The organism is Micromonospora sp. NPDC049559, from assembly GCF_040676675.1.
Taxonomy (GTDB): Bacteria; Actinomycetota; Actinomycetes; order Mycobacteriales; family Micromonosporaceae; genus JBFAPK01.
This window is the reverse complement of sequence record NZ_JBFAPK010000011.1, coordinates 81,430-107,105: the sequence shown is the minus strand read 5'-3', so window position 1 is coordinate 107,105 and position 25,676 is coordinate 81,430. Positions and strand designations below refer to the sequence as shown.

The following is a 25,676-nucleotide window of genomic DNA, read 5'->3' as shown; positions in this document are numbered from 1 at the left end:
GTCCTGACAAAGTCTCGGTGTTCCGGCGCGTGGCGTCCAGCCGCCGTCGGTACCGACCTGCCTCGTCCCTCTCGGACGGATGAGGAGCGCCGACACCCGGCGTCACGGGCTCGGAGCCGTACGCGTCGACGGCGGCGGCCAGGTGCGGCCACGTGCGGGTGCGGCGGGGGAGCGGGCGTTGCGAGGGCGACCCGTACGCGGCGGCCGGTCTGGCTTTCCGTCCGGCGGTTGCATACGATATTCAGCCTACAGTATGTCGATTCGCGTTCGGTGGATGTGGGGTGGGCCGAGAGTGGGAAGTCCAGACACCTCGATGGCCGATCGGGTGCGCGCGCTGGTCGCGGCGCACCGCGGTGACCGGGGCGCGTTACTGCCGATCCTGCACCGGGTCCAGGAGGAGTTCGGTTACGTCGACCCGGACCTGGTGCCGGTGCTGGCCCGGGAACTCAATCTCTCCCGCGCCGACGTGCACGGCGTGGTCACCTTCTACTCGGACTTCCGCGCCGAGCCCGCCGGGCGTACCGTCCTGCGGCTCTGCCGGGCCGAGGCCTGTCAGTCGGTGGGCGCGGAACGGCTGCTGGCCCACGCCGAGCAGGCGCTCGGCGTCAAGCTCGGCCAGACCACGCCCGACGGCTCGATCACCCTGGAGCAGGTCTTCTGCCTCGGCAACTGCGCGCTCGGCCCCGCCGCCCAGCTCGACGGGCGGGTGCTGGGGCGCCTCGACCCGGACCGGCTGGACGCCGCGCTGGGCCGCGCCCCCGCCGGCGCCCCGGCCCCCGGCCGCGTCGCGCCGGGCGGGGTCGCGGGCCATTCCGCGCCGGGCGGCGCGGCGTCGACCACGGAGGCGGTGAACTCATGACGGCACCGGTCACGGTCTACGTACCCCGGGATTCGGCCGCGCTCTCGGTGGGCGCGGACGAGGTCGCCGAGGAGATCCGGCGGCACGCGGCCGCCGCCGGTCGGGCGGTGCGGATCGTCCGCAACGGATCCCGCGGCATGCTGTGGTTGGAACCGCTGGTCGAGGTGGTGACCGGGGACGGCCGGATCGGCTACGGGCCGGTCGACCCGTCGGCGGTCGGGGAACTCGTCGCGGCGGGCCTGCTCGACGGCGCCGACCACCCGCTGCGCCAGGGCCCGGTGGAGGAGCTGCCCTGGCTGCGCGACCAGACCCGGCTCTGCTTCGCCCGGGTCGGGGTGACCGACCCGTTCTCGCCCGAGGACTACCTCGCGCACGGCGGCCTGGCCGGGCTGCGCCGGGCGCTGGAACTCGCCCCGGCGGAGGTGGTCCGCGAGGTCACCGAGTCGGGGCTGCGCGGGCGCGGCGGCGCCGGGTTCCCCGCCGGGATCAAGTGGAAGACCGTCGCCGACGCGGCCGGGGACGAGAAGTTCGTCTGCTGCAACGCCGACGAGGGCGACAGCGGGACGTTCGCCGACCGGATGCTCCTGGAGGGCGACCCGTTCACCCTGATCGAGGGCATGACCATCGCGGCGTACGCGGTGGGCGCCCGCGAGGGCTACGTCTACGTCCGCTCGGAGTACCCCGACGCGGTGCGTGCCCTGCGCCGGGCGATCGAGGTGGCGCGGGACCAGGGCTGGCTGGGCGAGGACGTCCTCGGCTCGGGGCAGCGGTTCGACCTGCACGTACGGGTGGGCGCCGGCGCGTACATCTGCGGCGAGGAGACCGCGATGCTGGAGAGCCTGGAGGGCAGGCGCGGCATGGTCCGCGCCAAACCGCCCATCCCGGCCATCACCGGCCTGTTCGGCAAGCCGACGATCGTCAACAACGTGTTGAGCCTGGCCTCGGTACCGGCGATCCTCGCCGACGGCGGCGCGGCGTACCAGGCGCTCGGGGTCGGTCGCTCCCGGGGTACGCAGGTCTTCCAGCTGGGCGGCAACATCGCCCACGGCGGCGTCTTCGAGACCGCGTTCGGCATCACCCTGGCCGAGCTCGTGCACGGCTACGGCGGCGGTACCCGCACCGGGCGGCCGGTGCGCGCGGTGCAGGTCGGCGGCCCGCTCGGGGCGTACCTGCCGGCCGACGGCCTGGACCTGCCGATGGACTACGAGGCGTTCGTCGAGGCGGGCGCGTTGCTCGGCCACGGCGGCGTGGTGGTCTTCGACGACACCGTGGACATGGCGGCGATGGCCCGCTTCGCCATGGAGTTCTGCGCCGAGGAGTCGTGCGGCAAGTGCACCCCCTGCCGGGTCGGCGCGGTGCGCGGCGTCGAGGTGATCGACCGGATCCGGGCCGGTCAGGACCCGGACGAAAACCTGGCGCTCCTGGGCGACCTGTGTGAGCTGATGACCGAGGGGTCGCTCTGCGCCATGGGCGGCCTGACCCCGATGCCCGTACGCAGCGCGTTGCTGCACTTCCCCGACGACTTCACCGCCCGGTACGAGGAGGCCAGACCATGAGCCTGCTGAAGGAACCCGACCTTGGTACGCCGGCCCGCCCCGGCCCGGCGACCGTCTCGATCGAGGTCGACGGCATGCCGGTGACGGTGCCCGAGGGCACCTCCGTCATGCGGGCCGCCGCCCTGACCGGGGTGGACATCCCGAAGCTCTGCGCCACGGACACCCTGGAGGCGTTCGGCTCCTGCCGGCTCTGCCTCGTGGAGATCGACGGGCGGCGCGGCACCCCGGCCTCCTGCACCACGCCCGTCGCCGAGGGGATGCGGGTGCGCACTCAGACGCCGAAGCTGGAGAAGCTGCGCCAGGGGGTGATGGAGCTCTACATCTCCGACCACCCGCTGGACTGCCTCACCTGCTCGGCCAACGGGGACTGCGAGCTGCAGGACATGTCCGGCGCGGTCGGCCTGCGCCAGGTCCGGTACGGCTACTCCGGCGAGAACCACCTGGACGCGCCGACCGACTCCAGCAACCCGTACTTCGACTTCGAGGCGTCGAAGTGCATCGCCTGTTCCCGCTGCGTACGGGCCTGCGGCGAGATCCAGGGCACCTTCGCGCTGACCATCGAGGGGCGCGGCTTCGGCTCGAAGGTCTCCGCGGGCGGCACCTCGTTCATGGCCTCCGAGTGCGTCTCCTGCGGCGCCTGCGTACAGGCCTGCCCGACGGCGACGCTGCAGGAGAAGTCGGTGGTCCAACTCGGGATGCCGAGCCGCACCGTCCTCACCACCTGCGCGTACTGCGGCGTGGGCTGCTCGTTCAAGGCGGAGCTGCGCGGCGACGAGCTGGTACGGATGGTCCCGTACAAGGACGGCGGCGCCAACGAGGGTCACTCCTGCGTCAAGGGGCGGTTCGCGTTCGGCTACGCCACCCACCCGGACCGGCAGCTCAGCCCCATGATCCGGGAGCGCGTCACGGACGAGTGGTAGCCGGTGGACTGGGACACCGCGATCAACTACGTGGCCGTCCGGATGCGCGACATCCAGGCCCGGCACGGCGTCGGCGCCATCGGCGGCATCACCTCCTCGCGTACCACGAACGAGGAGGTCTACGTGGTGCAGAAGATGATCCGGGCCGCCTTCGGCAACAACAACGTCGACACCTGCGCCCGGGTCTGCCACTCGCCGACCGGGTACGGGCTCAAGCAGACCTTCGGCACCTCGGCCGGTACCCAGGACTTCCGCTCGGTGGCCCAGGCCGACGTGATCATGGTGATCGGGGCGAACCCGACCGACGGGCACCCGGTCTTCGCCTCCCGGATGAAGCGCCGGCTGCGCGAGGGCGCGAAGCTGATCGTGGTCGACCCGCGCCGCATCGACCTGGTCCGCTCGCCGCACATCGAGGCGACCCACCACCTCCAGCTCGCCCCCGGCACCAACGTCGCCGTGGTGAACGCGATGGCGCACGTCGTGCTCGCCGAGGGGCTGGTCGACCGGGCCTTCGTGGCCGAGCGCTGCGAGGGCTTCGACGACTGGGCCGAGTTCGTCGGGCGGCCGGAGAACAGCCCCGAGGCGGTCGAGTCGATCACCGGCGTACCGGCCGAGGAGCTGCGCGCGGCGGCCCGGCTCTACGCGACCGGCGGGAACGCCGCGATCTACTACGGGCTCGGCGTCACCGAGCACAGCCAGGGCTCGACCATGGTGATGGGGATGGCCAACCTCGCCATGGCCACCGGCAACGTCGGCCGCGACGGCGTCGGCGTCAACCCGCTGCGCGGGCAGAACAACGTGCAGGGCTCCTGCGACATGGGCTCGTTCCCGCACGAGCTGCCCGGCTACCGGCACGTCTCGGACGAGGCCGTCCGCGCGGTCTTCGAGAACATGTGGGGCAGCACCCTGCAGGCCGAGCCGGGGCTGCGCATCCCGAACATGTTCGACGCGGCCATCGACGGCAGCTTCCGGGCGATCTTCGTACAGGGCGAGGACATCGCCCAGTCCGACCCGAACACCACTCACGTCACCGCCGCGCTGAGCGCGATGGAGCTGGTCGTGGTGCAGGACCTCTTCCTCAACGAGACGGCCAGGTTCGCGCACGTCTTCCTGCCCGGCACCTCGTTCCTGGAGAAGGACGGCACCTTCACCAACGCCGAGCGGCGGATCAACCGGGTGCGGCCGGTGATGGCGCCGAAGACCGGCAAGCACGAGTGGGAGATCGTCTGCGAGATCGCCCAGGCGATGGGCTACCCGATGGAGTACCGGCACCCGCGCGAGATCATGGACGAGATCGCGGCGCTCACCCCGACCTTCGCCGGAGTCTCCTTCGAGAAGCTGGACAAGCTCGGTAGCGTGCAGTGGCCCTGCGACGCCGACGCCCCCGAGGGCACGCCGATCATGCACGTGGACGGTTTCGTCCGGGGCAAGGGCCGGTTCGTGACCACGCCGTTCGTGCCGACGCGGGAGCGCAGCACCCGCAAGTACCCGCTGATCCTCACCACCGGCCGGATCCTGAGCCAGTACAACGTGGGGGCGCAGACCCGGCGTACCGGCAACGTCGCCTGGCACCCCGAGGACCTGCTGGAGATCCATCCGCACGACGCCGAGGTGCGCGGCATCCGCGACGGCGACGAGGTGACCCTCGCGAGCCGGGTCGGCGCCACCTCGTTGCGGGCGGTGCTCTCCGACCGGATGCCGGTGGGCGTCGTCTACACCACGTTCCACCACCCGGTGACCGGCGCCAACGTGGTGACCACCGAGAACTCCGACTGGGCGACGAACTGCCCGGAGTACAAGGTGACGGCCGTCCAGGTCGGTCTCAAGCACCCCGGCACCGGTGCGCCGCCGGCCGAGGCGCGGCGCCCCGTCCCCGTAGCGGCGCTGGTGGACTGAGATGTCGGGGCAGACGTCCGCGCAGGTCCGGCTCGCCAACGAGCTGGCCGTGCACTTCCACCACGAACCCCCGGCGGTAGCGGCGGCCGAGATCGCGCGGCACATCCGCGCGTTCTGGGAGCCGCGGATGCGGGCCGAGCTGCTCCGGCAGGTCGAGGCCGACCCGGACGCGCTGGATCCGCTGGTACCGGCCGCGGCCCGGCTGCTCGCGGTCGACTGAGCCACGGGTGGTGGCCCTCCGCCCCCCGGTGCCGACGGCCGGCGGCCTGCGGGCTGCCGGCCGTCACCGCCCGTCGGTGGCGCCGGGGATCCAGCGCGCGTCGGTTGCGCCGGGACGCACCGCACGTCAGTGGCGCCGAGGATCCACCGTGCGTCAGTAGCGTCCGAGGCTCTCCAGCGGGCTGAGCACGATCCGTGGCGAGGCCGCCGGGGTCAGCCACCTCAGGACGCCGACCAGGTGGTCGTGGCTGAGGCTCACGCAGCCGGCCGTGGCGTTGCCGCCCGCGGTGCTGAACTCGTGCAGGAAGATCCCACTGCCCGCGTTCGGGATCGGCGTGGGCACGTTCGGCGGCATGTTGTACGTGATCACCGCGAAGTGCGTGTAGGCGGGCTTCTCCAGCCAGAGCGCCTCGCTGGCGCCGCCCGGGTTGGTGCTGGTGTGCTGGAAGGTGTTGTAGCCGGGCGAGGAGGGGTTCTCGTTCCACCAGTCGTTGGTCACGAGCGGGTGGTACGGGTACTGCACGCCGGGGTTCGCCGCGATGCCGTACATGGTCGGTCCGATCGAGTACACCCCGGTCGGCGTGGTGGCGATCCCCTCCACGTGGTTGTCGCTGAACCCCTTCGAGCCGATCCGCGCCGGCAGCGGGGCGGAGACCGACCGCCAGCCGTCGGCGTCCCTCGCGAAGGTCTCCATCGTCGCGTACGTCGTGGTGTAGCCCTCGCTGTAGACGATGATCAACTGGGTGGTCTCGGCCGGCAGGGTGGTGAGCCGGTCGGCGAGGGTCGGGGCCGGGAAGGTGACGTGCCGCGACGGCACCGGGCCCGTCGAGCCCGACAGCGGTCGCCGCGGGATCGGGGAGTCGCCCGAGGTGGTGGTGAGGCCGGCGGCGAGCGCGGGCGTACCGGCCACGACGGGTGACAGCATGCCGACGGCGGCGCCACGGAGAAGTGCTCTGCGATTCACCACCGCGATGGTGGCAGGGGCCCCGCCAGCGGCACCATCACACTTTCGAGGAGAGAAAATGGGCCGCACGGGCTGTGACGTTTTCGCCGCCCGCGACGCTGACACGCCCGGCCGGCCCGCCCGCCGCGGCACGTCGACCTCGACGGACTCCGGGCGGAAGAGCCTCCGCATCCGGCCCGGAAGCCGCCGGTCCGCCGGGGCGGCCCGTCAGTGGCCCCGGAACGCGTGCTCCAGCCACCAGGAGGCGCGCTCGGTGGCCACCTTCGCGTCCAGCACCAACGGCCGGGTACGGGGACCGGCCAGCCAGTCCCGCACCCCGTCCAGGTCGTCGAGCCGCCGTACGGTCAGACCCGCGCAGCCGTGGCCGCGCGCGATGGCGGCCAGGTCGGTCTCCGGAAAGGTGACGGTCTCCAGCGGGTGACCGTCCGGCCCGAAGTGGTGCACCTCGGCACCGTACGCCGCGTCGTCGTAGACGACCACGACCAGCGGCAGCCCCAGCCGTACGGCGGTGACCAGCTCGGCCGAGGACATCAGGAAACCGCCGTCGCCGAGCGCCGCGACGGTGAGCCGGTCCGGGCGGGCGACCGCGGCGCCGAGCGCGCTGGCCAGGCCGAGGCCGACCGACTGGAACGCCTGGGTGAGGCAGAAGCCGGCGGCGTCCGGTACGGACAGGAACATCGACGGGTAGCCCATGAAGTTGCCGGAGTCGACGACCACCGTGCGTTCGGCCGGCAGCAGGTCGTCCAGCGCGATGCTCAGCGTGCGCGGGTCGAGCCTCCCGGCGTCGGGGTCGCTCCCGTCCGGGTACGGCTCGTCCCGCCAGCGGCCCCGCTCGCGGACCCGCCGCCCCAGCTCCGGCGTGCGCCAGCCGGTCCGGTCCGGCTCGCCGGCCAGCCGGGCGGCGACCGCCTCGGCCACCGCCGTCACGTCGCCGAGCACCGCGATCTCCACGGGCCGGTTCCGGCCGAACGCCGCCGGGTCGCGGTCGACGTGCGCGACCGGTACGCCCGGCGGGATCAGCTCGCCGTGCCGGGTGGTCCACATGTTCAGCGAGCTGCCCCAGGCGACCACGAGATCCGCCTCGGGGATCAGCGAGGCGGCGAGCGGTGTGGCGAACCCGCCCGCGACGTCCAGGTTCCACGGGTCCCCGGCGAAGAGTCCCTTCGCGCCGGCCGAGACGGCCAGCAGCGCGCCGCAGCGCGCGGCCAGCCGGCGCAGCGGTTCGCGGGCGGCGCGGGCGCCCCGGCCGGCGACGAAGACCGGTCGGCGGGCCGCGCGTACGGCCGCGACGAGCGCGTCCAGGCCGTCGATCGCGCCGTCCGAGCCGGAAGCCGTGCCGGCCGGGCCGCTCGTCGGGCCGCCGGTCGCGTCGGTCGCGGTGCCGGGTGGCGGGCCGTTCCAGGGCGGGGCCGGTGCCTCCTGCACGTCCAGCGGGAGGCCGAGCACGACCGTGGCCCCCGCGGCGGCGGCGTGGAAGGCGTCGGCGGCGTCCTCGGCCGCGCGCTCGGCGCGTACCCGGTGGAAGCGCGCGCCCACCGCGGCGCTGACGGCGGCGAGGTCGATGTGGAAGTTCGAGCCCGGCGCGGTGGCCTCCGGTGCCAGCACCAGCAGCGGGGTGTGGCTCTTCGCCGCCTCGGTCACGCCGGTCAGCGCGTTCGTGACCCCCGGGCCCTGGTGGACGGAGAGCACGGCGACGGTGCCGGCGGTACGGGCGAAACCGTCCGCCATGCACGCGGCGCCGCCCTCGTGTGCGGCCGGGTAGAAGCGCGCCCCGGCCGCGACCAGCGCGTTCGTGACGTGGAAGTTTCCGCTGCCGACCACGCCGAAGACGTGCCGCACGCCGTGCGCCGCCAGGACGCGCCCGACGAGTTCGGCCACCCGCACCCGGCTATCCCTCCACGAGGGCGAGGACGCGGCACGGGCTGCCCGAGCCGGTCACGATCGGCAGCGGGCCGGCCAGCACCACCGCGCCGGTCGGCGGCAGCTGGGCGAGGTTGCGCAGCTGGGTGAGGCCGTACTTGTCGTGGCCGAGCAGGTACGAGTGGCACGGGAACGGCGGATCGAACCCCGGCGCCCCGCCCGCGTCGGTACCGACGGTCTCCACCCCGACGCCCTGGATCGGCGCCTCCTCGGCCAGCCAGCGGGCGCACTCGGCGGAGATGCCGGGGGTACGGCCGCCGTTGGCGTACGCCTCGGCGTCGTCCCCGTACGCGTCCCAGCCCGTACGGTAGAGCAGCCAGCCGCCAGCCAGCAGCGAGCCGTGCTCGGCCTCCCACGCCTTGACGTGCTCGACTTCAAGCAGGAAGTCGGGATCGGCGGCGGCCTCGGCCGCGTGGTCGATCACCACGGCCGGTGCGATCAGCCGCCGCGCCGGCACCTGGGACACGTCCGGGCCGGTCCGGCCGGTCACCCAGTGGATCGGCGCGTCGAAGTGGGTGCCGGTGTGCTCGCCGGTGGAGATGTTGTTCCAGTACCAGGCCGGCCCGCGGTCGTCGTACCGACTGATCTCCTGGAGCTGGAAGGGCACGGTCTGCCCGAACGGCTCGGGCAGCGTCAGGATCGGCGTCCCGGCGTGCAGCGGGGCGGTCAGGTCGACCACCCTCACGCTGCCGTCGGCGAGCGCGGCGACCAGATCGTTGAGCACCGTCATGCGGCGACCGTACCGGGGCGGAAGCCCGCTGTCACCGCCTTCCCGACGACCGCCGTGGCCACTGCGACCGCTACGGCCGCGGGCCCCCTACGGGCGCTGCGGCTTGCGCGCCAGCAGGTACGCCTGCGGGTTCGACTCCGGTCCCGGCGGGTCGTGCCGGACCCGGCTGTGCACCACGAACCCGGCCCGGCGCAGCCGCTCGACGACCCGGTCGGGCGACAACCGGTAGACGTCGAGCGAGACCTCGTGGCCGAACCCCCGCTCCAGGTGTACCAACTCGTCGTCGCCGGCCTGGTGGGCGACAAGCAGGTGACCGTCCGGGGCGAGCACCCGCGCGAACTCGGCGAAGACCGCCGGGAGCTGCTCCGGCGGGGTGTGGATGATCGAGTACCAGGCGAGCGCCCCGGCCAGGGCGCCGTCGGCGATCGGCAGCGCGGTCAGCAGGCCCTCCACGAACCGCAGCTCCGGGTACGCCTTCCGGGCGATCGCCAGCATCACGGGTGACAGGTCGACGCCGATCGCGTCCAGCCCCAACCCGTGCAGGACGGTGGCCACCCGACCGGGTCCGCAGCCCAGGTCGGCGACCGGTCCGCCGCCGTCGGCCCGGACCAGCTCGGCGAAGGTGGCGAGCAGCGCGCGGTCCAGCGGCTTGCGGTCGAGTTCGTCGCCGAGCCGCTCGGCGTAGTCGACGGCGACAGTGTCGTACGCGGTCCGGACGGCGGGTACGTACGCGGGCTCGGTCACGACGCCAAGTTAGCGGGCGCCGGCAGCCGTGGCCGGGCTGGGCGGTGGTGGCCGGGACGGGCCGCCGTGGCGGGGTGGGCGGCGCGCGAATTTCATTCATGTAGTTTTGGCGGCCCGCGCGGCGGAAAGCTGGTACGCATGGGTGCGATACGGGTGGGCACGTCGTCCTGGGCGGACCGTTCCCTCATCTCCTCCGGCTGGTATCCGCGCGCGGCGAACACTCCGGCCGGGCGGCTCGCCCACTACGCCGAGCGCTTCGACCTGGTCGAGGTGGACACCACCTACTACGCGCTGCCGGCAGTCGAGACGGCTCGGGCGTGGACGGACCGGACCCCACCCGGCTTCACCTTCAACGTCAAGGCGTTCAGCCTGCTCACCGGCCATCCGACGCCGATCTCCGCGCTGCCGCGTCAGCTGCGCCCGGCCGGCCGGTCCGATCGCGACCGGCTGCGCCGTCGGGACCTGCCGGAGGCGGCGCACGACGAGCTCTGGGCGATGTTCCACGCCGTACTCGAACCGATCGCCGAGGCCGGCAAGCTGGGTGTGGTGCTGCTCCAGTTTCCGCCGTGGCTGGCCTGGGGCGAGGCGGCGCAGCGGCGGATCCTGCACGCGGCACAGCGGTGCCGCCCGCTGCGCGTGGCGGTCGAGCTACGGCACGGCTCCTGGTACGTCGGGGACCGGGCGCTGCGGACGCTGGAGTTCCTGCAGCGGCACGACCTGTCCTACGTCTGCGTGGACATGCCGCAGGGGCATCCCAGCTCGGTACCGCCGATCGTGGTGGCCACCGCCGAGCCGGCGCTGGTCCGGTTCCACGGGCACAGCGCCGAGTGGGAGTCGGGGGACAAGCAGGAGAAGTTCCGCTACGCGTACCCGGATCGGGAACTGCGCGAGTGGTCCGGGCGGCTGCGGGAGCTGGCTGCCGAGGTCGACGAGGTGCACGCCTTGTTCAACAACTGCTGCGGCGACCAGGCCCAGCGCGATGCGGCGCGGCTGGCCGAACTGCTCGGCCCCGCGGCCAGCCGGTCCACGGCGGCGCCCCACCGCGCGTCGGCACCCCACGGCGCGTCGATCTAGGGCAAATCGTCGTGATTGGAGATCAACTCACGAGGATTTGCCCTAGATCGACGGGGCTGGGGGCGGGGCGGGGCTGGGGCGGGTCAGACGAGTACGTCCTTGTAGTAGACGCTCATCTTCCGGGCGCCGCTCGCCCCGGAGGCGAAGCCCTCGGTCAGGCGCGCCGAGGACGGGTCGGCCGGGTTGGTGAGCTGGATCGCCATCCCCTCCGGCTCCCGGTAGTCCAGCGAGTAGCCGGCCCGGGTGAGGAAGCGCTGCACCACGGCGCCGGTGGTGAGGTCGACCGAGGTGATGTACGTGTTGCCGTCCGGCGCGGTCGAGCCCGGGTTGCCGTACGCGGCGCCCTCCAGCAGGTAGAGGTAGCGTCCGAGCGCCGTGTACCCCTGGAACGGCTGGTTCGTCGGGGCGACCACGGCCGGCTGCTGCACCGTCGCCAGCGGCGCGTACGTCCGGGCCTTGACCGAGGCGAGGTCGTACGCGGTGATGAGCCGCTGTCCGTTCAGCACGTACCGCATGATCAGCCGGTTGGTGGTCGGGTCGATCGCCGGGGTGGTGGAGGTCGCGCCGGCGACCGGCTGGAACTTCTCCAGCGCCGACGAGGTGTTCGTGAGCACCTGGCCGCTGGTGAACTTCAGCCGGGCCAGCGCCCGGCCCCAGGCGTTGGTGCCGTCGCTGACGCCGTCGGTCTCTACCCAGAGGTACGCCGAGGTGCCGACCGGTTCGACGCCGATGGAGACACCGTGGCCGAAGCCCTTGAGGTACATGTAGCCGAGCTTGTTGCCGGCGAGGTCCAGCTGGGTGATGGCGAGGTCACCCCGACGGGCCCGGTCGGCACCCGCGACCGTGGTGCTCTCGCCGGAGAGCTTCAGCCCGCCCTGCACCACTTGGGCCGTGTAGATGCGCCGGTTGGTGTTGTCGAAGGCGAGCGACTGGAGCACGGTGACGTTCTGCAGCGCCTTCTCGCGCAGCAGCATCGTGGAGGGCGTGTCGAGGTCGAACCGGAGCGAGTCGGGCAGGTCGCCATCCGCGCGGGCCGCCGCGGCGCCGCCGGCCAGCGGGGCGAGCGTACCGGCGGCGGCCGCCGCCGCGCCGAACTGGAGCAGACGGCGACGACTGAAGCTTTTCGACATGTTTACTCCAAGTGTCGGCAACATTTGTCGATCGAGGTTAGTCTCCGCCGCCGGTTCCCGGAAGGGGCCGACGCCCGACCGGTCGGGCGACTCAGAGGCGCTCGGTGGCGAGCCGGGCGCCGAAGCCGAGCAGCGCCGCCCCGGTGGCGGCGTCGAGACCGCGCCGGACTCGGCGCTGGGCCAGGAACCGGCGCATCCGGTACAGGAACGCGGTCAGCGTCAGCAGGTACAGCAGCGAGAGCAGCGCGTGGCTGAGGGCGAAGACCAGCAGCACGGACGCGCCCGTGCCGGGGGCGAGGAACTGCGGGAGCACCGCCAGGTAGAAGACCAGCACCTTGGGGTTGGTGATGTTGGACAGGAAGCCCTGCCGCCAGCCGGCCAGGGCCGCGCCGGGGTCGTGCGCGGCCGGCCCGGACTCCAGCGGCGGATACTCGCCGCGCACGGCCGAACGCAGCGCCTGGATCCCGAGGTACGCCAGGTAGCAGACGCCCGCCCACCGGAGCGCCTCGAAGACCGGCTGGGCGCGGACGACGAGCGCCCCCAGCCCGGCGGCCGCGGCCGTGCCCTGTACCGCGTTGGAACTCGCCACCCCGGCGGCGCTCCAGGCACCCCGCCACCGGCCGGCCGCCAGCGTGTTCCTGGTGACCACCGCGAAGTCCGGACCGGGCACCAGCACCAGGACGACCGCGAACAGCAGGAACGACGCGTACGACGACCAGTCCATCCCGCCAGGCTAAGCCGTGTCCGGCCGAGGTGCCGCTCGGCCGTCTGCTCCGTCGGTGAGCCCGCCCGCCAGTACGGCGTAGCGGCCCCCGGCGGCGAGCAGCTCCTCGTGGGTGCCGCGCTCCACGATGCGGCCCCGGTCGAGCACCACGATCTGGTCGGCGTGCCGCACGGTGGAGAGCCGGTGGGCGATGGCGATGATGGTCCGGTCCCGGGACAGCTCGTCCAGGGCGGACTGCACGGCCCGCTCGGTCTCGTTGTCCAGCGCGCTGGTCGCCTCGTCGAGCACCAGGATCGGCGGGTTGCGCAGCAGCATCCGGGCGATGGCCAGGCGCTGGCGCTCGCCGCCGGAGAAGCGGTGGCCCCGGGCGCCCACCACCGTGTCGTACCCCTCGGGGAGCGCGGCGACGAGGTCGTGGATCCGGGCGGCGCGGGCGGCGGACTCGATCGCCTCGTCGGTGGCGTCGGGCGCGGCGAAGCGCAGGTTCGCCCGGATGGTGTCGTGAAACAGGTACGTGTCCTGCGCGACCAGCCCGACCGCCCGGGCGACCGATTCGAGCCGCAGTTCGCGCAGGTCCACCCCGTCGATCGACACCGACCCGCTGCTCGGGTCGTAGAGGCGGGCCACCAGGTAGGCGAGGGTGGTCTTGCCCGAACCGGTCTCGCCGACCAGGGCGGTGGTCGTACCGGCCGGCACGTGCAGGTCGATGTCGTGCAGGGTCGGCGACGCGTCCGGGCCGTAGCGGAACGAGACCCGGTCGAGGCGTACCTCGCCCCGGACCGGGTCGAGTCGTCGCGCGTCGGGCCGTTCGTCGACGTCCACGGGGAGGTCGAGCACCTCGAAGATGCGGGCGAAGAGCGCCATCGAGGTCGACGCCGCCACGCCGAGCCCCTGCAGGGCGCTGGCCGGGGCGACCAGCCGGTTGAGCATGCTGGTGAAGGCGACCGCGGTACCGATCGAGATCACTGCGGCGCCGTGCGCGAACGCGAGCCCGGCCACCCAGTAGACGATGGCGGGGACCATCGTCAGGCTCGCCCGGCGGGTCGACACGATCCATCGTCCGCTCATCGCGGCGTTGATCTCGCTGGTCGACAGCGCCCGGGACGCGGCGGCGAACCGCTCGGCGAGCACCTCCCGGCGCCCCATCGTCTTGGTGAGCAGCACCCCGGAGACCGACAGTGACTCCTCGACCAATGAGGTCATCTCGGCGAGCTGGCGCTGGCGCCCCCGGGCGATGCCGCGCCGCTGCCGGCCCAGCCGCAGCGACGCGACCAGGAAGAGCGGTACGACGACCAGGCAGAGCAGCGCGAGCCGCCAGTTCATCACGAGCGCGGCGACGGCCACGGCCGCCGCCGCGGTGGCGTTCTGCACCGTGGAGCTGGCGGTGTTCGACACCACGTTGTCGACCCCGCCGACGTCGTTGGCGATCCGGGACTGGAGTTCGCCGGCGCGGGTGCGGGTGAAGAAGGAGAGCGACATCCGTTGCAGGTGCCCGTAGACGGCGACCCGCAGGTCGTGCATGACCCGCTGCCCGACCAGGTTGGACAGCCAGGTCGCCGCGACGCCGAGCGCGGCCGCCGCGGCGGCGCTGGCGATCATGCCGCCGGCCAGCCAGGAGACGAGCACCGCGCTGCGTTCGGGCAGGGCCCGGTCCAGGATCTCGCGGAGCAGGAACGGCGCCACCACGCCGGTACCGCCCTGCACGACGGCCACCAGCACCAGCGCCGCGACGAGCCAGCGGTGCGGCGCGAAGAGCCGGACGACACGGCGTACCGGAAGCTCGTCCGGGCCGGTCTCGCCCTCCGTCGGGGACTGCCGCAGGGCCGCCGTCGCCGTGGTCACGGCTCCACCTCGGTGGGTGCCGCGTCGATCTCGGCGAGCCGCTCCAGCAGGCCGCTGGCGATCACCAGCAGGTCCCGCTCGGCCGGGGTCAGCTCGCGCGCCAGCGTCGCGGCCAGCCAGGCGTCGCGGGGGCGCATCTCGGCCCGTACGGCGTGCCGGCCGGCCGGGGTGATGCTGAGCAGCGACTGCCGGCCGTCGCCCGGGTCGGGCGTACGCCGCAGCAGCGCCGACTCCTCCAGCGCCGTGAAGACCCGGGTCAGCGACTGTGGCTTGGTGCGGAGCCGGCCGGAGAGCTCGCCGGGGGTCATCGGACCGTGCCGGTAGAGCTGGCCGAGCACCGCGCTCTGGGTCAGGGTCAGCTCGCCGGCGCGCTCGGCCCGCAGCCGGGTGCCGAGCGCCAGCACGCCCCGCCGGACCTGCCTCGCGGCGCGCAGCGAGACGCCGGTCTCGGTCCCGGCTTCCGTTTCGGTCTCGTTGTTGTTACGCACCTGCGTACGCTATCCCCACCGCTGCCGCTGGTGCCAGCGAGGCGAGCTGGGAAAACCGTAAGAGATTTCTTACTAGATTCGGGACCGTCTGGCGGCCGGGACGTGACGTCCGGGCCGGGCCCGGCCGGGTGGCGTCGACCGCCGCCCGGCCGGGCGCCGGGTCAGCGGGTCAGGCCGAAGGCCGGGCGGCTGAGGGTGTCCTCGATGCCGGTGAAGCCCTCATTCGGGTTGAAGACGTCCTCGCCGAAGTCGACGTCCGGGTCGTCGGCGGTACCGCCGACGCCGTCCGGGCCGACGCCGAACATCAGCGCCGGGTTGCCGCCCTGGTCCATCAGGTTGGCCGTGTCGTTGAACTGGTCCACGTGCCAGTCACCGAAGAAGTGCCCGGCCTCGTGCGAGGTGACATTGCCGACCGCCTGGCCGATGAAGGCGATCCGGTTGCTGGCCGGGGTGAGGTACGTGTTCACCGACGCCTCCTCGCCGGCCGGCTCGCTCAGCACGTCCAGCAGCACCAGGGCCGACTCCTCGGTACCGAAGTTGCCCGGGTCGATCGACTGGGCGATGCCGATGGTCGGGATGCCGGACTCGTCGATGCTGCCGCCGACGATCACCCGGCTGACGTCCGGCTGACCGAACGGGTCGGCGTGGTCCCGGCTGTTGAGGATCCTCAGCTCGAACCGGCTGTTCAGCCCGCTGCGGGCCAGGTCCCGTTCGAGGTTCTCCCGTACCTCGGCCACGATCGCGTCGATCAGCGCGTTCTCGTCGGCCGGGGTGAGGCCCCAGCGCGGCAGGAAGGAGCGCAGCGGGCTCAGCGTACGCACGCCGGGTCCGCCGAAGATCGCCGTGTTCAGCCGCGCCCCGTCGAAGTCCAGGAAGAGGGTCTGCCGGGAGCGCTGCCCCTCCAGGCCCGGCCGGTGCGCCTCGACCGTGATGTCGTACGCGCCGTCGCCGGTCGTCACCTCGACGTAGTGCCAGCCGTCCTGCTCGGCCACGTGTTCGGTGACCGCGTTGCCGCCGCCGGGCAGCGGGGTGTTGGCCGGGTAGATCCCCGAGGCGTCCTGCGCGGAGCCGTGCACCTCGCGACCGCGCGGGTCGCGGACGGAGATCCAGCCGCCGGAGCCGGCGATCGAGGCGCCGAGCACGTCGCCCTTTGCCAGCCGTACCGCGAAGACATCCACGTCCGCCTGACCGGTGGTGATCTTCACGTCGTACGGGCCCTCGCTGCCGGCGCCCGTGCCGCTGCCCGAGTCGAACGGGTCGTCCGGTACCGCGAGGAAGCCGGCGACGAGGACGTAGTAGGTGCCGGTCGCGGCGAACCGGTGGGTCAGCAGGCTGTCGAGTCCGGTGGGGCTGTCGTCGTTGTACGCCACCACCTCGCCGGCCGCGTCGTAGAGCACCACGAAGGAGTCCAGCGTGTCCGGCGGGGTGTCGACGTCGACCGTGAGGGTCTTTCCGGCGGTACCGGTGATCCGGTAGACGTCGAAGTCGCCGCTGCCGCTGCCGGCGCTGCCGTGCGGGCCGTCGCCGATCTCCGCGGAGGTCGCGATCCCCGGTACGGTGCTGCCGACGCCGGTGTCGCGGGCCAGCGGGATGGAGCCGTCGTCCTCGGCGGTCGCCGGGATCTCGGTGACCGGGACCCGCTCCGGCGAGAGCGTCCCGACCACCCGGGCCCGCGGGTTGCCCCGCCCGCCGGTGCCGAACCGGTCGACGCGCTGCGCGGTGGCCGGCGTGTCGTTGACGCCGTAGGTGCCCGCCGGCTCGGCCTCGGTGACCGTCAGCGGGGCCGGGGCGGCGCCGCGCTGGGCCGTCTGCCGCGCGGCCCGCTCGTCACCCTTGGCGGCGAGCCAGCGCTGCCAACCCGCGTAGTCCGCCCGGCTCGGGTCCGGCAGCAGCGCGAGGTACGGGTTGGGTCCCGCCGGCGGCTTGCCGCTGCGCTTGTCGGCGGCCGGTGTCCGGTTCGGCAGCGCGGTCGCGCGGGCCGTCGCCGCGGACCGCCCGTCCGCCCGCGCGGACGTGTCACCGGGCTGTGCGGACGCACCGGTCGGCGCCAGCGACGCGGCCGTCAGCACGCCGGCGGCCAGCAGCGCGAATGTTCGACGCATGTGCCCTCCTTGGGATCTGCCGGGTCGGCGGCCCCCGCCGCCGACGGCACGAGGGACGCTACGTGATGATCGAGTGAGATCGATAGGAAGAACGCCGTGAACAGGTTGATAAATATGCGACTGATTCGACGTGCAACCTTCGCGCGGGATGTGCGTACCCCGGACGCGAGCGACGTTCGGGCTGTCGCTTCAATATGCGTGTGGCCGTGCGACTCGACACCGATGCCGTCCGGAACGCCGTCGAACCGGCGCTCTACCGGGACGCCGAACTGTTACGGGACTCCGGACGACTCGGCGGGCTCGCCGTGGTGGGCGGCGGGGCGGCCTGCACCGTGCACGGCGAGTCCGGCCCGCACCACGAGGTCTGGGTGGGCGTGGTGGGCGGCGGGTTCACGGCCGAATGCGACTGCGGCGCCGTGACCGAGCCGGCGGAGCTCTGCGTGCACGCGGTGGCCGTGACGCTGCGCGCCCTCGCGGAGGAGTTCGCCTGGTCGCCCGACGCGGTACCGCCCTCGGCGGCGATGGTCGATCCGGAGGTGCGCCGGCTCGCCGAGGTGGCCGCCAGCCTCCCACCCCGCCGGCTGGTCGCGCTGGTCGCCGAGCACGCCGCGACCGACCGCCGGCTGGAGACCCGGCTGCTGACCTACGCCGGGCGGCTCGGCCCGCTCACCGACGCGGAGCTGGACGCGGCGCGGCGGACCGTGGACAGCCTCGCCGGCGACGCGACCGGCGGTACGTGGCAGCCGCACGACCTGCTCGACGCCGGCCGGTGGATCGTGGACGAGCTGGAGGTGCTCGCCGCCCGCCCCGCGGGCCCGGGCGGGCGGGCGGTGGTGGAGCACGCCGCGCGGGTCTGGGACGCGCTGGCGGCGCCGCTCTACGAGGCGGGCGACGACGCCGGGCCGGAGGAGATCGGTACGGCGCTGCGGGCGGTGCACGTCCGGATCTGCGCGGAGCTGCGGCCGGACCCGGCGGAGCTGGCCGAGCGCCTGATCGAGATCGTGGACGCGGCGGAGCTCCGGTCCTGCCTGGACGAGCCGGAGGACTACCTCGCGCTGCTCGGCTCGGACGGCGTCGCCGCCCTGCAACAGCGCTAGGCGCTGTGCCGCCTACCCCGGGTGCGCCGTCCGGCGGCGGGATACGGTCGGCGGTGGTGGTGATCGGTCACCAGCGAGGAGGAGACGCCATGGTGGAGCAGCAGCGGTCCGGCGACGTCGACCCGGCGGAGGTGAAGGGCCGGATCGGTCGGATCGGCGTCTGGACGGCGGTGCTCGGCGGGCAGCCGGCCGCGTTCGGCCGTACGGTCGCGGCCGAGGTGGAGGAGCTGGGGTACGGCGCGCTCTGGGTGGGCGAGACGGCGGTCAACAAGGAGGCCCTCGTCCACTCGGCCATCCTGCTCGGCGCGACCCGGCGCCTGGTCGTCGCCACCGGCATCGCCAACATCTGGGTACGCGACGCCACCACCGCGGCGAACGGCGCGAACGCGCTGGCCGAGGCGTACGACGGCCGGTTCCTGCTCGGGCTCGGGGTCAGCCACGTGCCGCTCGTGGAGTCCCGGGGCCACGACTACCGGCGGCCCCTCGCGGCGATGCGCTCCTACCTGGACGCGATGGACCAGGCACAGTACAGTGCCCCGCTGCCGCAGCCGGCCCCTCGGGTGCTGGCCGCCCTGCGTACGGGGATGCTGGAGCTGGCGGCGCGGCGCAGCGCGGGCGCCCACCCGTACTTCGTGACCCCGGAGCACACCGCGCGCGCCCGCGAGATCCTCGGCCCGGAGCCGGTGCTGGCGCCGGAGCAGGCCGTGGTGCTGGAGACCGATCCCGACTCCGCCCGGGAGAAGGCCCGGCGGTACACGTCGCGGTACCTCGCGCTGCCGAACTACGTGAACAACCTGCGGGAACTCGGCTGGTCGGCGGAGGATCTGGCGGGCGCCGGCAGCGACGCCCTGGTCGACGCGATCGTGCCGTGGGGCGACCCGGAGACGGTGGCGGAGCGGATCCGGGCGCATCACGGCGCGGGCGCGGACCACGTCTGCGTCCAGCCGCTCGTCGACGACCCCGAGGAGCTGTTGCCGCAGCTGCGGACCCTGGCTCCGCTGCTGCTCGCCTAGGCAACCAGCGGGAAGCGGGCGCGTGGTCGCGGGCGCGCGGAAGGCGACTCGGCGGCGGCTCACGCCCCGTCGCCGAGGACGCTCTCCAGCCGCGGGGCGGTCGCGCGGGCGAGCAGCTGCACCGCGGACAGGGCCAGGGTGAGCACGACCAGCGCCCACAGCACCGGCAACAGGACCGTCACCGGGGCCAGCGCGGCGACGAGCAGGGTCAGGCCGCGCCGGTCCGCCGCCCGTCCCGCGCGTCGCCACACCAGGTGGTCGGCGACCAGGAAGACGACCAGCCCGCACACCAGCGTGGCCTGCTCGGACAGCATCGGCGCCACGTCGGGCTCCGCCGACCGGGACAGCGACGTGCGCAACCCGAAGGCGACCATGACGAGGCCGGCGACCAGGAACAGGTGCAGGTACGCGTACGCGTCCCGGCCCAGGGCACCCCGTTGCCGGGGTGTGCTCAGTGCGGCGAACCGGTGCGCCACGACCACGTCGGTGCCGACGTAGGTCCACCAGAGGGCGAAGAGCAGCGCGGCGCTGAGCGCGACGGCCAGGAGGTCCGTGCCGGAAATGGGTGGGTGGCCGACGGCCATCCCGGTGGAGATGATCGCCTGGCCGAGCGCGATCAGGACGATCAGGTTGTACCGACCCATCCAGCGGTTGACGGAGGGCAGCTGCCAGTTGCGGGAGCCGATGAGGTACCCGCCGCCCAGGTCGACCGCGAGGGCGGCCACCCAGAGCAGGGTGGTGGCCGGCGTCGTCGGGTCGCCGCCGGCCCAGCCGGTCAGCACCGCGGAGAGCAGCAGCGCGGCCCCCACCACGGTCGGCCCGACCGCCCTGGTCACGGGGGCTCGGTAGGTGGGGTCGCGGCGCAGCGCCAGCCAGAGCGCCGCCAGGGTGAGGGCGCGCGCCGCCAGGTAGGCGACGACGACGATGACCGGGCCGGGCAGCCCGCCGGGTGCGCGGGCGAACGCCTGGGGCGCCGCGATGCCGAGCATCAGGATCAGGGCCACCGCGGCGAGGACGATCAGGCGCTGGACGTTCGCCGTCCCGCGGACGATGGTGGTGTACCAGGTGTAGTTGGTCCAGGACAACCAGAGCAGCGCGATGACGGCCAGCCCCTGGAGCATGCCGATCACCTCGGGCTGCCGGGCCATGAGGGCGGTCACCTGGATGAACGCGTACACGTAGACCAGGTCGAGGAACAGCTCCTCCGGGGTGACGTCGACCTCGCGGCCGGCCGTCACCGACACGGCGAGGTGCAGCTGGCGGTGACGGCGTCGCAGCACCGTCACGTGGGCGAGCACCACGCAGACGAGGGCGGCGGCGAGGATCGCGAGCGACTCCAGCACCGCCGTCCGGCGGGCCACCGGCGCCAGGAGCGCGACCAGCACGATGCCGAGCAGCGGGCCCCGGCCGATCCGTCGGACGGTGCGCCACTCGAACGCCATCAACCCGACCAGGTACAGCACGATGCCGGCGTGGAGCGCCATCATCCAGCCATGGCCCCCACCGGCGACGTGCCCCGCCGCCGCGGCCAGCGCGTGTTTCAGCCCGAGGGCCACCAGGACGAGACCGGCGATCATCGGTAGGTGCAGGAGCGTGTACGCGTCGCGGGCGAGCCGGGTCCGGGCCGGCGGCGGGGTGGACCGTAACGCCTGCTCGGCGTCGAGCGGCGCGATGTCGAAGTACGCCCACCACAGGTACGCCACGACGACGAGACCGAGCCCGGAACTGGCCAGTACCGACCAGGTGATCGGTTGGTCGCCGACGAAGCCACGGCTCGTGCCGATCGAGATGATCGTCTCGCCGAGCGCGATCAGGATGATCAGTTTGTGCCGTTCGGCCCAGTGCCGTACCGACATGACCTGCCAACTGCCGGTGCCCGTCGCCCGCAGGCCGAGGTAGTCGATGCCGGTGGCCACCGCGAAGAGCAGGAGCTGGAGGATCGTCGCGGTCGGGCCGGCGGGCAGGTGGGTGGGGAGCAGGGCCGCGAGCAGCAGCAGCGGACCGCTGACGGCCAGCGGGGGCCAGGCGCGCCGGACCGGGGTCGACGTGTCCGTGTGGCGCCGGGCGAGCGTGATGGTCAGCAGCGACGCGACCCGCACCGCCAGGAACCCGACGACGAAGACGAGACCGCCGGCGAGCCCGCCCCGCGTGTCGACGAACGCCTCCGGGATGGTGACGGCGACGAGCAGGACGGCGGTCGTCGCCAGGAACACGGCGACCGGCCGGGCCCCGCGGTCGAGCCGGACCAGGTTCCCGACGAGGACGTACCCGGCCCAGCTCCGCCAGAGCAGCAGGAGCACCAGCCCGCCCTGGAGCAGCCCGTCGGGGGCGGGGTGCTCCGACACGAAGCCGCCGATGTTGATGAAGGCGTAGACGAAGACCAGGTCGAAGAAGAGTTCGGGCCGGCTCGCCCCGCCGTGCGTCGCGACCTCGACGCGCCGGCCGGGTTCGTCGTGCGAGGCCCCGCCCTCCTCGCCGCTGGTCACACGATCACTGTGTCAATCGGGCGGGACCGCCGGCAGGCGAACCGGGGGACTCGTCCGGGCGGCGTTCGGCCCACCTCCGGCGGGCGTCCCGGACGGCGGGAGCGCGGGTCAATGCATGATCAACACGGACGGGTGGCCTTCACCGGACCGGCCGCCCGTCGGCGCGTTCTGGGGTAATTTCTGGGTGGATTCTCCAGGTTCGACGGGTTCGGGAGGGCAGCGTTGGACGCCGAGATCACCCTGCGGGTGGACGGTACCGAGCACCGCCTCACCGTGGACACGCGTACCACGCTGCTGGACGCCCTGCGCGAGCGGCTCGGCAACACCAGCCCGAAGAAGGGCTGCGACCACGGCCAGTGCGGTGCCTGCACGGTCCTGCTGGAGGGGCGCCGGGCGAACAGCTGCCTCACCCTCGCGGTCGCGTACGACGGTGCCGAGCTGGTCACCGCCGCCGGTCTCGCCGACGGCGCGGAGCTGCACCCGATGCAGCGCGCCTTCATCGAGCACGACGCCTTCCAGTGCGGGTACTGCACGCCGGGGCAGATCGTCTCGGCGGTGGCGATGCTCGACGAGGTGGCGGCCGGCTGGCCCAGCGAGGTGACCGCCGAGCGCGGCGCCGAGATCACCGCCGAGCGTGGCACCGAGCCGCTGCTCGACGACGACGAGATCCGGGAACGGATGAGCGGCAACCTCTGCCGCTGCGGGGCGTACGCCAACATCGTGCCGGCCATCGCGGAGGTGGCGGGCCGATGAGGGAGTTCCGGTACGAGCGCGCCACCGACGTCGGCGGCGCGGTCAGTACGCTGGCCGCCGCGCCGTCCGGGGTCTTCCTCGCGGGCGGCACCAACCTGGTCGACCTCATGAAGCTCGGCGTGCTCACCCCGGACCTGGTGGTGGACGTGCGGCGGCTCAACTCCGACCGGGTCGAGGAGCTGCCCGACGGCGGCGTACGCATCGGCGCGAGCATGCCCAACAGCGACCTCGCCGCCGACCCGACCATCCGCGGCCGCTACCCGGTGCTCTCCGCGGCGGTGCTCGCGGGCGCCTCCGGGCAGCTGCGCAACCTCGCCACCACCGGCGGCAACCTGCTCCAGCGCACCCGCTGCGTCTACTTCCAGAACGTCACCACCGCCTGCAACAAGCGGGAACCCGGCTCGGGCTGCTCGGCGATCGAGGGCTACCACCGGGAACTCGCGGTGCTCGGCCACTCGCCGCACTGCATCGCCACCCACCCGTCGGACCAGGCGGTCGCGCTGGCCGCCCTCGACGCGGTGGTGCGGACCAGCGGGCCGGCGGGGGAGCGGACGATCGCGCTCGCCGACCTCTACCGGCTGCCCGGGGCGGAACCGCAGCGCGACACCGTGCTGGAACACGGCGAGCTGATCACGGCGGTGGAGCTGCCGGCGCTGCCCTTCGCCGCGAACTCGCGCTACCGCAAGGTACGCGACCGCGCCTCGTACGCCTTCGCGCTGGTCTCGGTCGCCGCCGCGCTCGACGTCGCCGACGGCGTGGTCCGGGACATCCGGGTCGCGCTCGGCGGGGTGGCGCACAAGCCCTGGCGGGCCACCCGGGTCGAGGAGGAGCTGCGGGGTGGGCCGGTCGATCCGGAGCGCTTCCGCGCCGCGGCCGAGGCCGAACTGGCGGCGGCGCAGCCGCTGCCCGGCAACGCGTTCAAGGTGCCGCTGGCCCGCAACGTCATCGTCCGGACGCTGCTCGACCTGGCCGGGGTGCCACGGTGACGATCACGGCTCGGGCCATCGGGCGACTGATGGACCGGCTGGACGGGCCGGACAAGGTGCGTGGCCTCGCCCGGTACGCCTTCGAGGCGCCGGTCGAGCACCCCGCGTACCTGTACGGCCTGCAGTCCACCGTGGCCGTCGGCCGGATCACCGCGATCGACACCCGCGCGGCCACCGCCGTACCGGGGGTGTTGGCGGTCCTCACCTGCCGCGACGCGCCCCGGCTGCGCCCGGTCGGGGACGGCGAACTGATGATCCTCCAGAGCGACCGGGTGGCCTTCCGCGGCCAGTTCGTCGGCGGGGTCGTGGCGGAGACCTCGGAGGTGGCCCGGGCCGCCGCCGCCCTGGTCCGGTTCGAGTACGAGCCGGGCCCGCACGACGTCGAGCTGCGCGTGGACCATCCCGGTCTGTACGCGCCGGAGCAGGTCAACGGCTACTTCGAGACCGACTCGGTACGCGGCGACGTGGCGGCCGCGTTCGCGGGCGCGCCGGTGCGGGTGGACGAGACCTACCGCACGGCCTGGTACAACCACAACCCGATCGAGCCACACACCACCGTCGCGACCTGGACGGACGACGGCCTGTTCCTGCACATCGGATCGCAGAACGTGCACGGCGCCCGGCAGAGCGTGGCGGAGCTGTTCGACTTGGACCCGGGCCGGGTACGGGTGTCGTCGCCGCACGTCGGCGGCGCCTTCGGCTCCAAGATCCGGCCACACCCGGACCTCGTCCTGGCCGTCATGGCCGCGCGGACGGTACCGGGCCGGCCGGTCCGCTTCGCGCTGCCGCGCCAGCAGATGTTCACCCAGACCGGCTACCGGACGCCCACCATCCAGCGGGTGCGGCTCGGCGCGGCGGCCGACGGGCGGATCCTCGCCTTCGGGCACGACGTGGTCGAGCAGACCTCGAAGCTCAAGGAGTTCGCCGAGCAGACCGCCACGCCCGGCCGGGTCATGTACGTGGCCGCGAACCGGCGCACCACCCACCGGGTGACGCGACTGGACCTGCCGAGCCCGGACATCATGCGCGCGCCCGGCGAGACCCCCGGCATGTTCGCGCTGGAGTCCGCGATGGACGAGCTGGCCGTGGCGCTCGGCCGCGACCCGGTCGAGCTGCGGGTCACCAACGAACCGGACGTCGACCCGGAGAGCGGCCGGCCGTTCTCCACCCGCAACCTGGTCGGCTGCCTGCGGGAGGGCGCCCGCCGGTTCGGTTGGGCGGAGCGGGATCCGACACCCCGGTCGCGCCGCGACGGGGCGGGCTGGCTGCTCGGTACCGGAGTGGCCGCCTGCATGTACCCGGTCTACCGGATGCCGGGCTCGGAGGCGATGGTGCGGCTGGAGCCGGACGGACGGTACGTGGTCGCCATCGCCGCCGCGGACCTCGGCACCGGTAGCCGTACCGCGCTGACCCAGATCGCGGCCGACGCGCTGGCGGTACCGGCCGACCGCGTCGAGCTGCGGCTCGGGGACACCACGCTGCCGATGGCGACCGGTGCCGGCGGCTCGTCGGGGATCACCTCCTGGGGCTCGGCCATCGTCGAGGCCGCCGCCCGGCTGAAGCTGCGGCTGGAGTCGGAGTACGCCGGCCGCACGCCGCCCGGCGGGCTGGAGGTCACCGCGGCGATGCCGGAGAACCCGTACCAGCAGCGGTTCGCCATGTACTCCTTCGGCGCGCAGTTCGCCGAGGTGCGGGTCTGCCCGGAGACCGGCGAGGTACGGGTACCGCGCCTGCTCGGGGTCTTCGCGGCGGGCCAGATCATCAACGCCAAGACCGGCCGTTCCCAGCTGCTCGGCGGGATGACGATGGGGCTGTCGATGGCCCTGCACGAGGAGAGCCGGCTGGATCCGCGCCTCGGCGAGGTGGTCAACCACGATCTCGCCGAGTACCACATCGCCACCAACGCCGACGTCGGCTCGGTCGAGGTGCACTTCCTGTCCGAACACGACCCGTACGTCAACCCCATGGGCTCCAAGGGGATCGGCGAACTCGGCATCGTCGGTACGGCGGCGGCGATCGCGAACGCGGTCCACCACGCCACCGGCGTACGGGTCCGGCACCTGCCGATCACGCTCGACAAGCTGCTCGTACCGGAGAGCGCGCCCGGCGTCGACGTCCACCATTGACTTACTTTCCGTCGACGGTCCCGTCACCGATTCGCATTCCGTTCCGG

21 protein-coding genes are annotated in these 25,676 nt (G+C 73.4%); 11 read left to right on the top strand and 10 right to left on the bottom strand.

The window, feature by feature from the left end:
• The first annotated feature begins 292 nt into the window (after positions 1 to 292).
• From AB0J86_RS15155 to AB0J86_RS15135, 5 genes are read left to right on the top strand one after another with little or no spacing between them, the layout of a single operon-like run.
• The gene (locus AB0J86_RS15155) at positions 293 to 859 is read left to right on the top strand and encodes a formate dehydrogenase subunit gamma (RefSeq protein ID WP_363857314.1); all 567 of its coding nucleotides are present in this window, start codon (positions 293 to 295) and stop codon (positions 857 to 859) included.
• Complete coding sequence (locus AB0J86_RS15150; protein ID WP_363857313.1) at positions 856 to 2,415, top strand: NADH-ubiquinone oxidoreductase-F iron-sulfur binding region domain-containing protein; 1,560 nt, start codon at positions 856 to 858, stop codon at positions 2,413 to 2,415. The genes AB0J86_RS15155 and AB0J86_RS15150 overlap by 4 nt, the downstream gene beginning before the upstream one ends.
• The gene (locus tag AB0J86_RS15145) at positions 2,412 to 3,335 is read left to right on the top strand and encodes a 2Fe-2S iron-sulfur cluster-binding protein (protein WP_363857311.1); all 924 of its coding nucleotides are present in this window, start codon (positions 2,412 to 2,414) and stop codon (positions 3,333 to 3,335) included. Before AB0J86_RS15150 ends, AB0J86_RS15145 begins: the two co-directional genes overlap by 4 nt.
• A gap of 3 nt (positions 3,336 to 3,338) precedes the next feature.
• Positions 3,339 to 5,231 (top strand): formate dehydrogenase subunit alpha, encoded by a 1,893-nt coding sequence (gene fdhF, locus AB0J86_RS15140; protein WP_363857310.1) that lies wholly within the window; start codon positions 3,339 to 3,341, stop codon positions 5,229 to 5,231.
• Position 5,232: 1 nt separating this feature from the next.
• Complete coding sequence (locus AB0J86_RS15135; RefSeq protein ID WP_363857308.1) at positions 5,233 to 5,451, top strand: formate dehydrogenase subunit delta; 219 nt, start codon at positions 5,233 to 5,235, stop codon at positions 5,449 to 5,451.
• A gap of 153 nt (positions 5,452 to 5,604) precedes the next feature.
• Here AB0J86_RS15135 and AB0J86_RS15130 read toward each other — a convergent pair whose 3' ends face one another.
• The 4 genes from AB0J86_RS15130 to AB0J86_RS15115 form a co-directional block, all read right to left on the bottom strand.
• Positions 5,605 to 6,414, bottom strand: a complete 810-nt coding sequence (locus AB0J86_RS15130) for a L,D-transpeptidase family protein (RefSeq protein ID WP_363857307.1) — start codon at positions 6,412 to 6,414, stop codon at positions 5,605 to 5,607.
• Positions 6,415 to 6,621: 207 nt separating this feature from the next.
• Positions 6,622 to 8,298, bottom strand: a complete 1,677-nt coding sequence (locus AB0J86_RS15125) for a thiamine pyrophosphate-binding protein (RefSeq protein WP_363857305.1) — start codon at positions 8,296 to 8,298, stop codon at positions 6,622 to 6,624.
• Positions 8,299 to 8,302: 4 nt separating this feature from the next.
• On the bottom strand, positions 8,303 to 9,064 hold the full coding sequence (locus AB0J86_RS15120) for a cyclase family protein (protein WP_363857303.1): 762 nt from the start codon (positions 9,062 to 9,064) through the stop codon (positions 8,303 to 8,305).
• 87 nt (positions 9,065 to 9,151) lie between these two features.
• Entirely contained in the window at positions 9,152 to 9,808 is a 657-nt protein-coding gene (locus tag AB0J86_RS15115; RefSeq protein ID WP_363857301.1) for a methyltransferase domain-containing protein, read from the bottom strand.
• Between the two features lie 138 nt (positions 9,809 to 9,946).
• Between AB0J86_RS15115 and AB0J86_RS15110 the strand changes: the two genes are divergently transcribed.
• Positions 9,947 to 10,882: a DUF72 domain-containing protein gene (locus tag AB0J86_RS15110; protein ID WP_363857300.1), complete on the top strand. Its 936-nt coding sequence runs from the start codon at positions 9,947 to 9,949 to the stop codon at positions 10,880 to 10,882.
• An 83-nt stretch (positions 10,883 to 10,965) separates the two neighbouring features.
• Here AB0J86_RS15110 and AB0J86_RS15105 read toward each other — a convergent pair whose 3' ends face one another.
• The 5 genes from AB0J86_RS15105 to AB0J86_RS15085 form a co-directional block, all read right to left on the bottom strand.
• The gene (locus AB0J86_RS15105) at positions 10,966 to 12,012 is read right to left on the bottom strand and encodes a hypothetical protein (protein WP_363857298.1); all 1,047 of its coding nucleotides are present in this window, start codon (positions 12,010 to 12,012) and stop codon (positions 10,966 to 10,968) included.
• 91 nt (positions 12,013 to 12,103) lie between these two features.
• Positions 12,104 to 12,736 (bottom strand): LysE family translocator, encoded by a 633-nt coding sequence (locus AB0J86_RS15100; protein WP_363857296.1) that lies wholly within the window; start codon positions 12,734 to 12,736, stop codon positions 12,104 to 12,106.
• A gap of 9 nt (positions 12,737 to 12,745) precedes the next feature.
• Positions 12,746 to 14,578 (bottom strand): ABC transporter ATP-binding protein, encoded by a 1,833-nt coding sequence (locus AB0J86_RS15095; RefSeq protein WP_363857294.1) that lies wholly within the window; start codon positions 14,576 to 14,578, stop codon positions 12,746 to 12,748.
• Positions 14,575 to 15,066 carry a MarR family transcriptional regulator gene (locus tag AB0J86_RS15090; RefSeq protein WP_363857292.1) on the bottom strand — a complete coding sequence of 164 codons (492 nt, stop codon included), beginning with the start codon at positions 15,064 to 15,066 and terminating at the stop codon, positions 14,575 to 14,577. The genes AB0J86_RS15095 and AB0J86_RS15090 overlap by 4 nt, the downstream gene beginning before the upstream one ends.
• Before the next feature lie 161 nt (positions 15,067 to 15,227).
• Positions 15,228 to 17,168 (bottom strand): PPC domain-containing protein, encoded by a 1,941-nt coding sequence (locus AB0J86_RS15085; RefSeq protein ID WP_363857290.1) that lies wholly within the window; start codon positions 17,166 to 17,168, stop codon positions 15,228 to 15,230.
• Between the two features lie 200 nt (positions 17,169 to 17,368).
• Between AB0J86_RS15085 and AB0J86_RS15080 the strand changes: the two genes are divergently transcribed.
• Together AB0J86_RS15080 and AB0J86_RS15075 are read left to right on the top strand one after the other, a co-directional pair.
• Complete coding sequence (locus AB0J86_RS15080; RefSeq protein WP_363857288.1) at positions 17,369 to 18,265, top strand: hypothetical protein; 897 nt, start codon at positions 17,369 to 17,371, stop codon at positions 18,263 to 18,265.
• 89 nt (positions 18,266 to 18,354) lie between these two features.
• Positions 18,355 to 19,278: an LLM class F420-dependent oxidoreductase gene (locus AB0J86_RS15075; protein ID WP_363857286.1), complete on the top strand. Its 924-nt coding sequence runs from the start codon at positions 18,355 to 18,357 to the stop codon at positions 19,276 to 19,278.
• A gap of 59 nt (positions 19,279 to 19,337) precedes the next feature.
• Here the strand turns inward: AB0J86_RS15075 and AB0J86_RS15070 are convergent, their stop codons facing one another.
• Positions 19,338 to 21,764, bottom strand: coding sequence for a low temperature requirement protein A (locus AB0J86_RS15070; RefSeq protein WP_363857284.1), 2,427 nt, complete (start codon positions 21,762 to 21,764; stop codon positions 19,338 to 19,340).
• A gap of 222 nt (positions 21,765 to 21,986) precedes the next feature.
• Between AB0J86_RS15070 and AB0J86_RS15065 the strand changes: the two genes are divergently transcribed.
• The 3 genes from AB0J86_RS15065 to AB0J86_RS15055 are packed head-to-tail and all read left to right on the top strand — an operon-like array spanning position 21,987 to position 25,629.
• Positions 21,987 to 22,517: a 2Fe-2S iron-sulfur cluster-binding protein gene (locus AB0J86_RS15065; protein ID WP_363857282.1), complete on the top strand. Its 531-nt coding sequence runs from the start codon at positions 21,987 to 21,989 to the stop codon at positions 22,515 to 22,517.
• Complete coding sequence (locus AB0J86_RS15060; protein WP_363857280.1) at positions 22,514 to 23,503, top strand: xanthine dehydrogenase family protein subunit M; 990 nt, start codon at positions 22,514 to 22,516, stop codon at positions 23,501 to 23,503. The genes AB0J86_RS15065 and AB0J86_RS15060 overlap by 4 nt, the downstream gene beginning before the upstream one ends.
• The gene (locus tag AB0J86_RS15055; protein WP_363857278.1) at positions 23,500 to 25,629 is read left to right on the top strand and encodes a xanthine dehydrogenase family protein molybdopterin-binding subunit; all 2,130 of its coding nucleotides are present in this window, start codon (positions 23,500 to 23,502) and stop codon (positions 25,627 to 25,629) included. Before AB0J86_RS15060 ends, AB0J86_RS15055 begins: the two co-directional genes overlap by 4 nt.
• Positions 25,630 to 25,676: the final 47 nt, after the last annotated feature.

What these genes read in the sequence shown, in the direction of transcription:
- AB0J86_RS15150 (WP_363857313.1), top strand. Translation starts at nt 856, where the DNA reads ATGACGGCACCGGTCACGGTCTACGTACCCCGGGATTCGGCCGCGCTC.
- AB0J86_RS15145 (WP_363857311.1), top strand. Translation starts at nt 2,412, where the DNA reads ATGAGCCTGCTGAAGGAACCCGACCTTGGTACGCCGGCCCGCCCCGGC.
- AB0J86_RS15135 (WP_363857308.1), top strand. Translation starts at nt 5,233, where the DNA reads ATGTCGGGGCAGACGTCCGCGCAGGTCCGGCTCGCCAACGAGCTGGCC.
- AB0J86_RS15120 (WP_363857303.1), bottom strand. Translation starts at nt 9,064, where the DNA reads ATGACGGTGCTCAACGATCTGGTCGCCGCGCTCGCCGACGGCAGCGTG.
- AB0J86_RS15110 (WP_363857300.1), top strand. Translation starts at nt 9,947, where the DNA reads ATGGGTGCGATACGGGTGGGCACGTCGTCCTGGGCGGACCGTTCCCTC.
- AB0J86_RS15105 (WP_363857298.1), bottom strand. Translation starts at nt 12,012, where the DNA reads ATGTCGAAAAGCTTCAGTCGTCGCCGTCTGCTCCAGTTCGGCGCGGCG.
- AB0J86_RS15100 (WP_363857296.1), bottom strand. Translation starts at nt 12,736, where the DNA reads ATGGACTGGTCGTCGTACGCGTCGTTCCTGCTGTTCGCGGTCGTCCTG.
- AB0J86_RS15085 (WP_363857290.1), bottom strand. Translation starts at nt 17,168, where the DNA reads ATGCGTCGAACATTCGCGCTGCTGGCCGCCGGCGTGCTGACGGCCGCG.
- AB0J86_RS15075 (WP_363857286.1), top strand. Translation starts at nt 18,355, where the DNA reads ATGGTGGAGCAGCAGCGGTCCGGCGACGTCGACCCGGCGGAGGTGAAG.
- AB0J86_RS15060 (WP_363857280.1), top strand. Translation starts at nt 22,514, where the DNA reads ATGAGGGAGTTCCGGTACGAGCGCGCCACCGACGTCGGCGGCGCGGTC.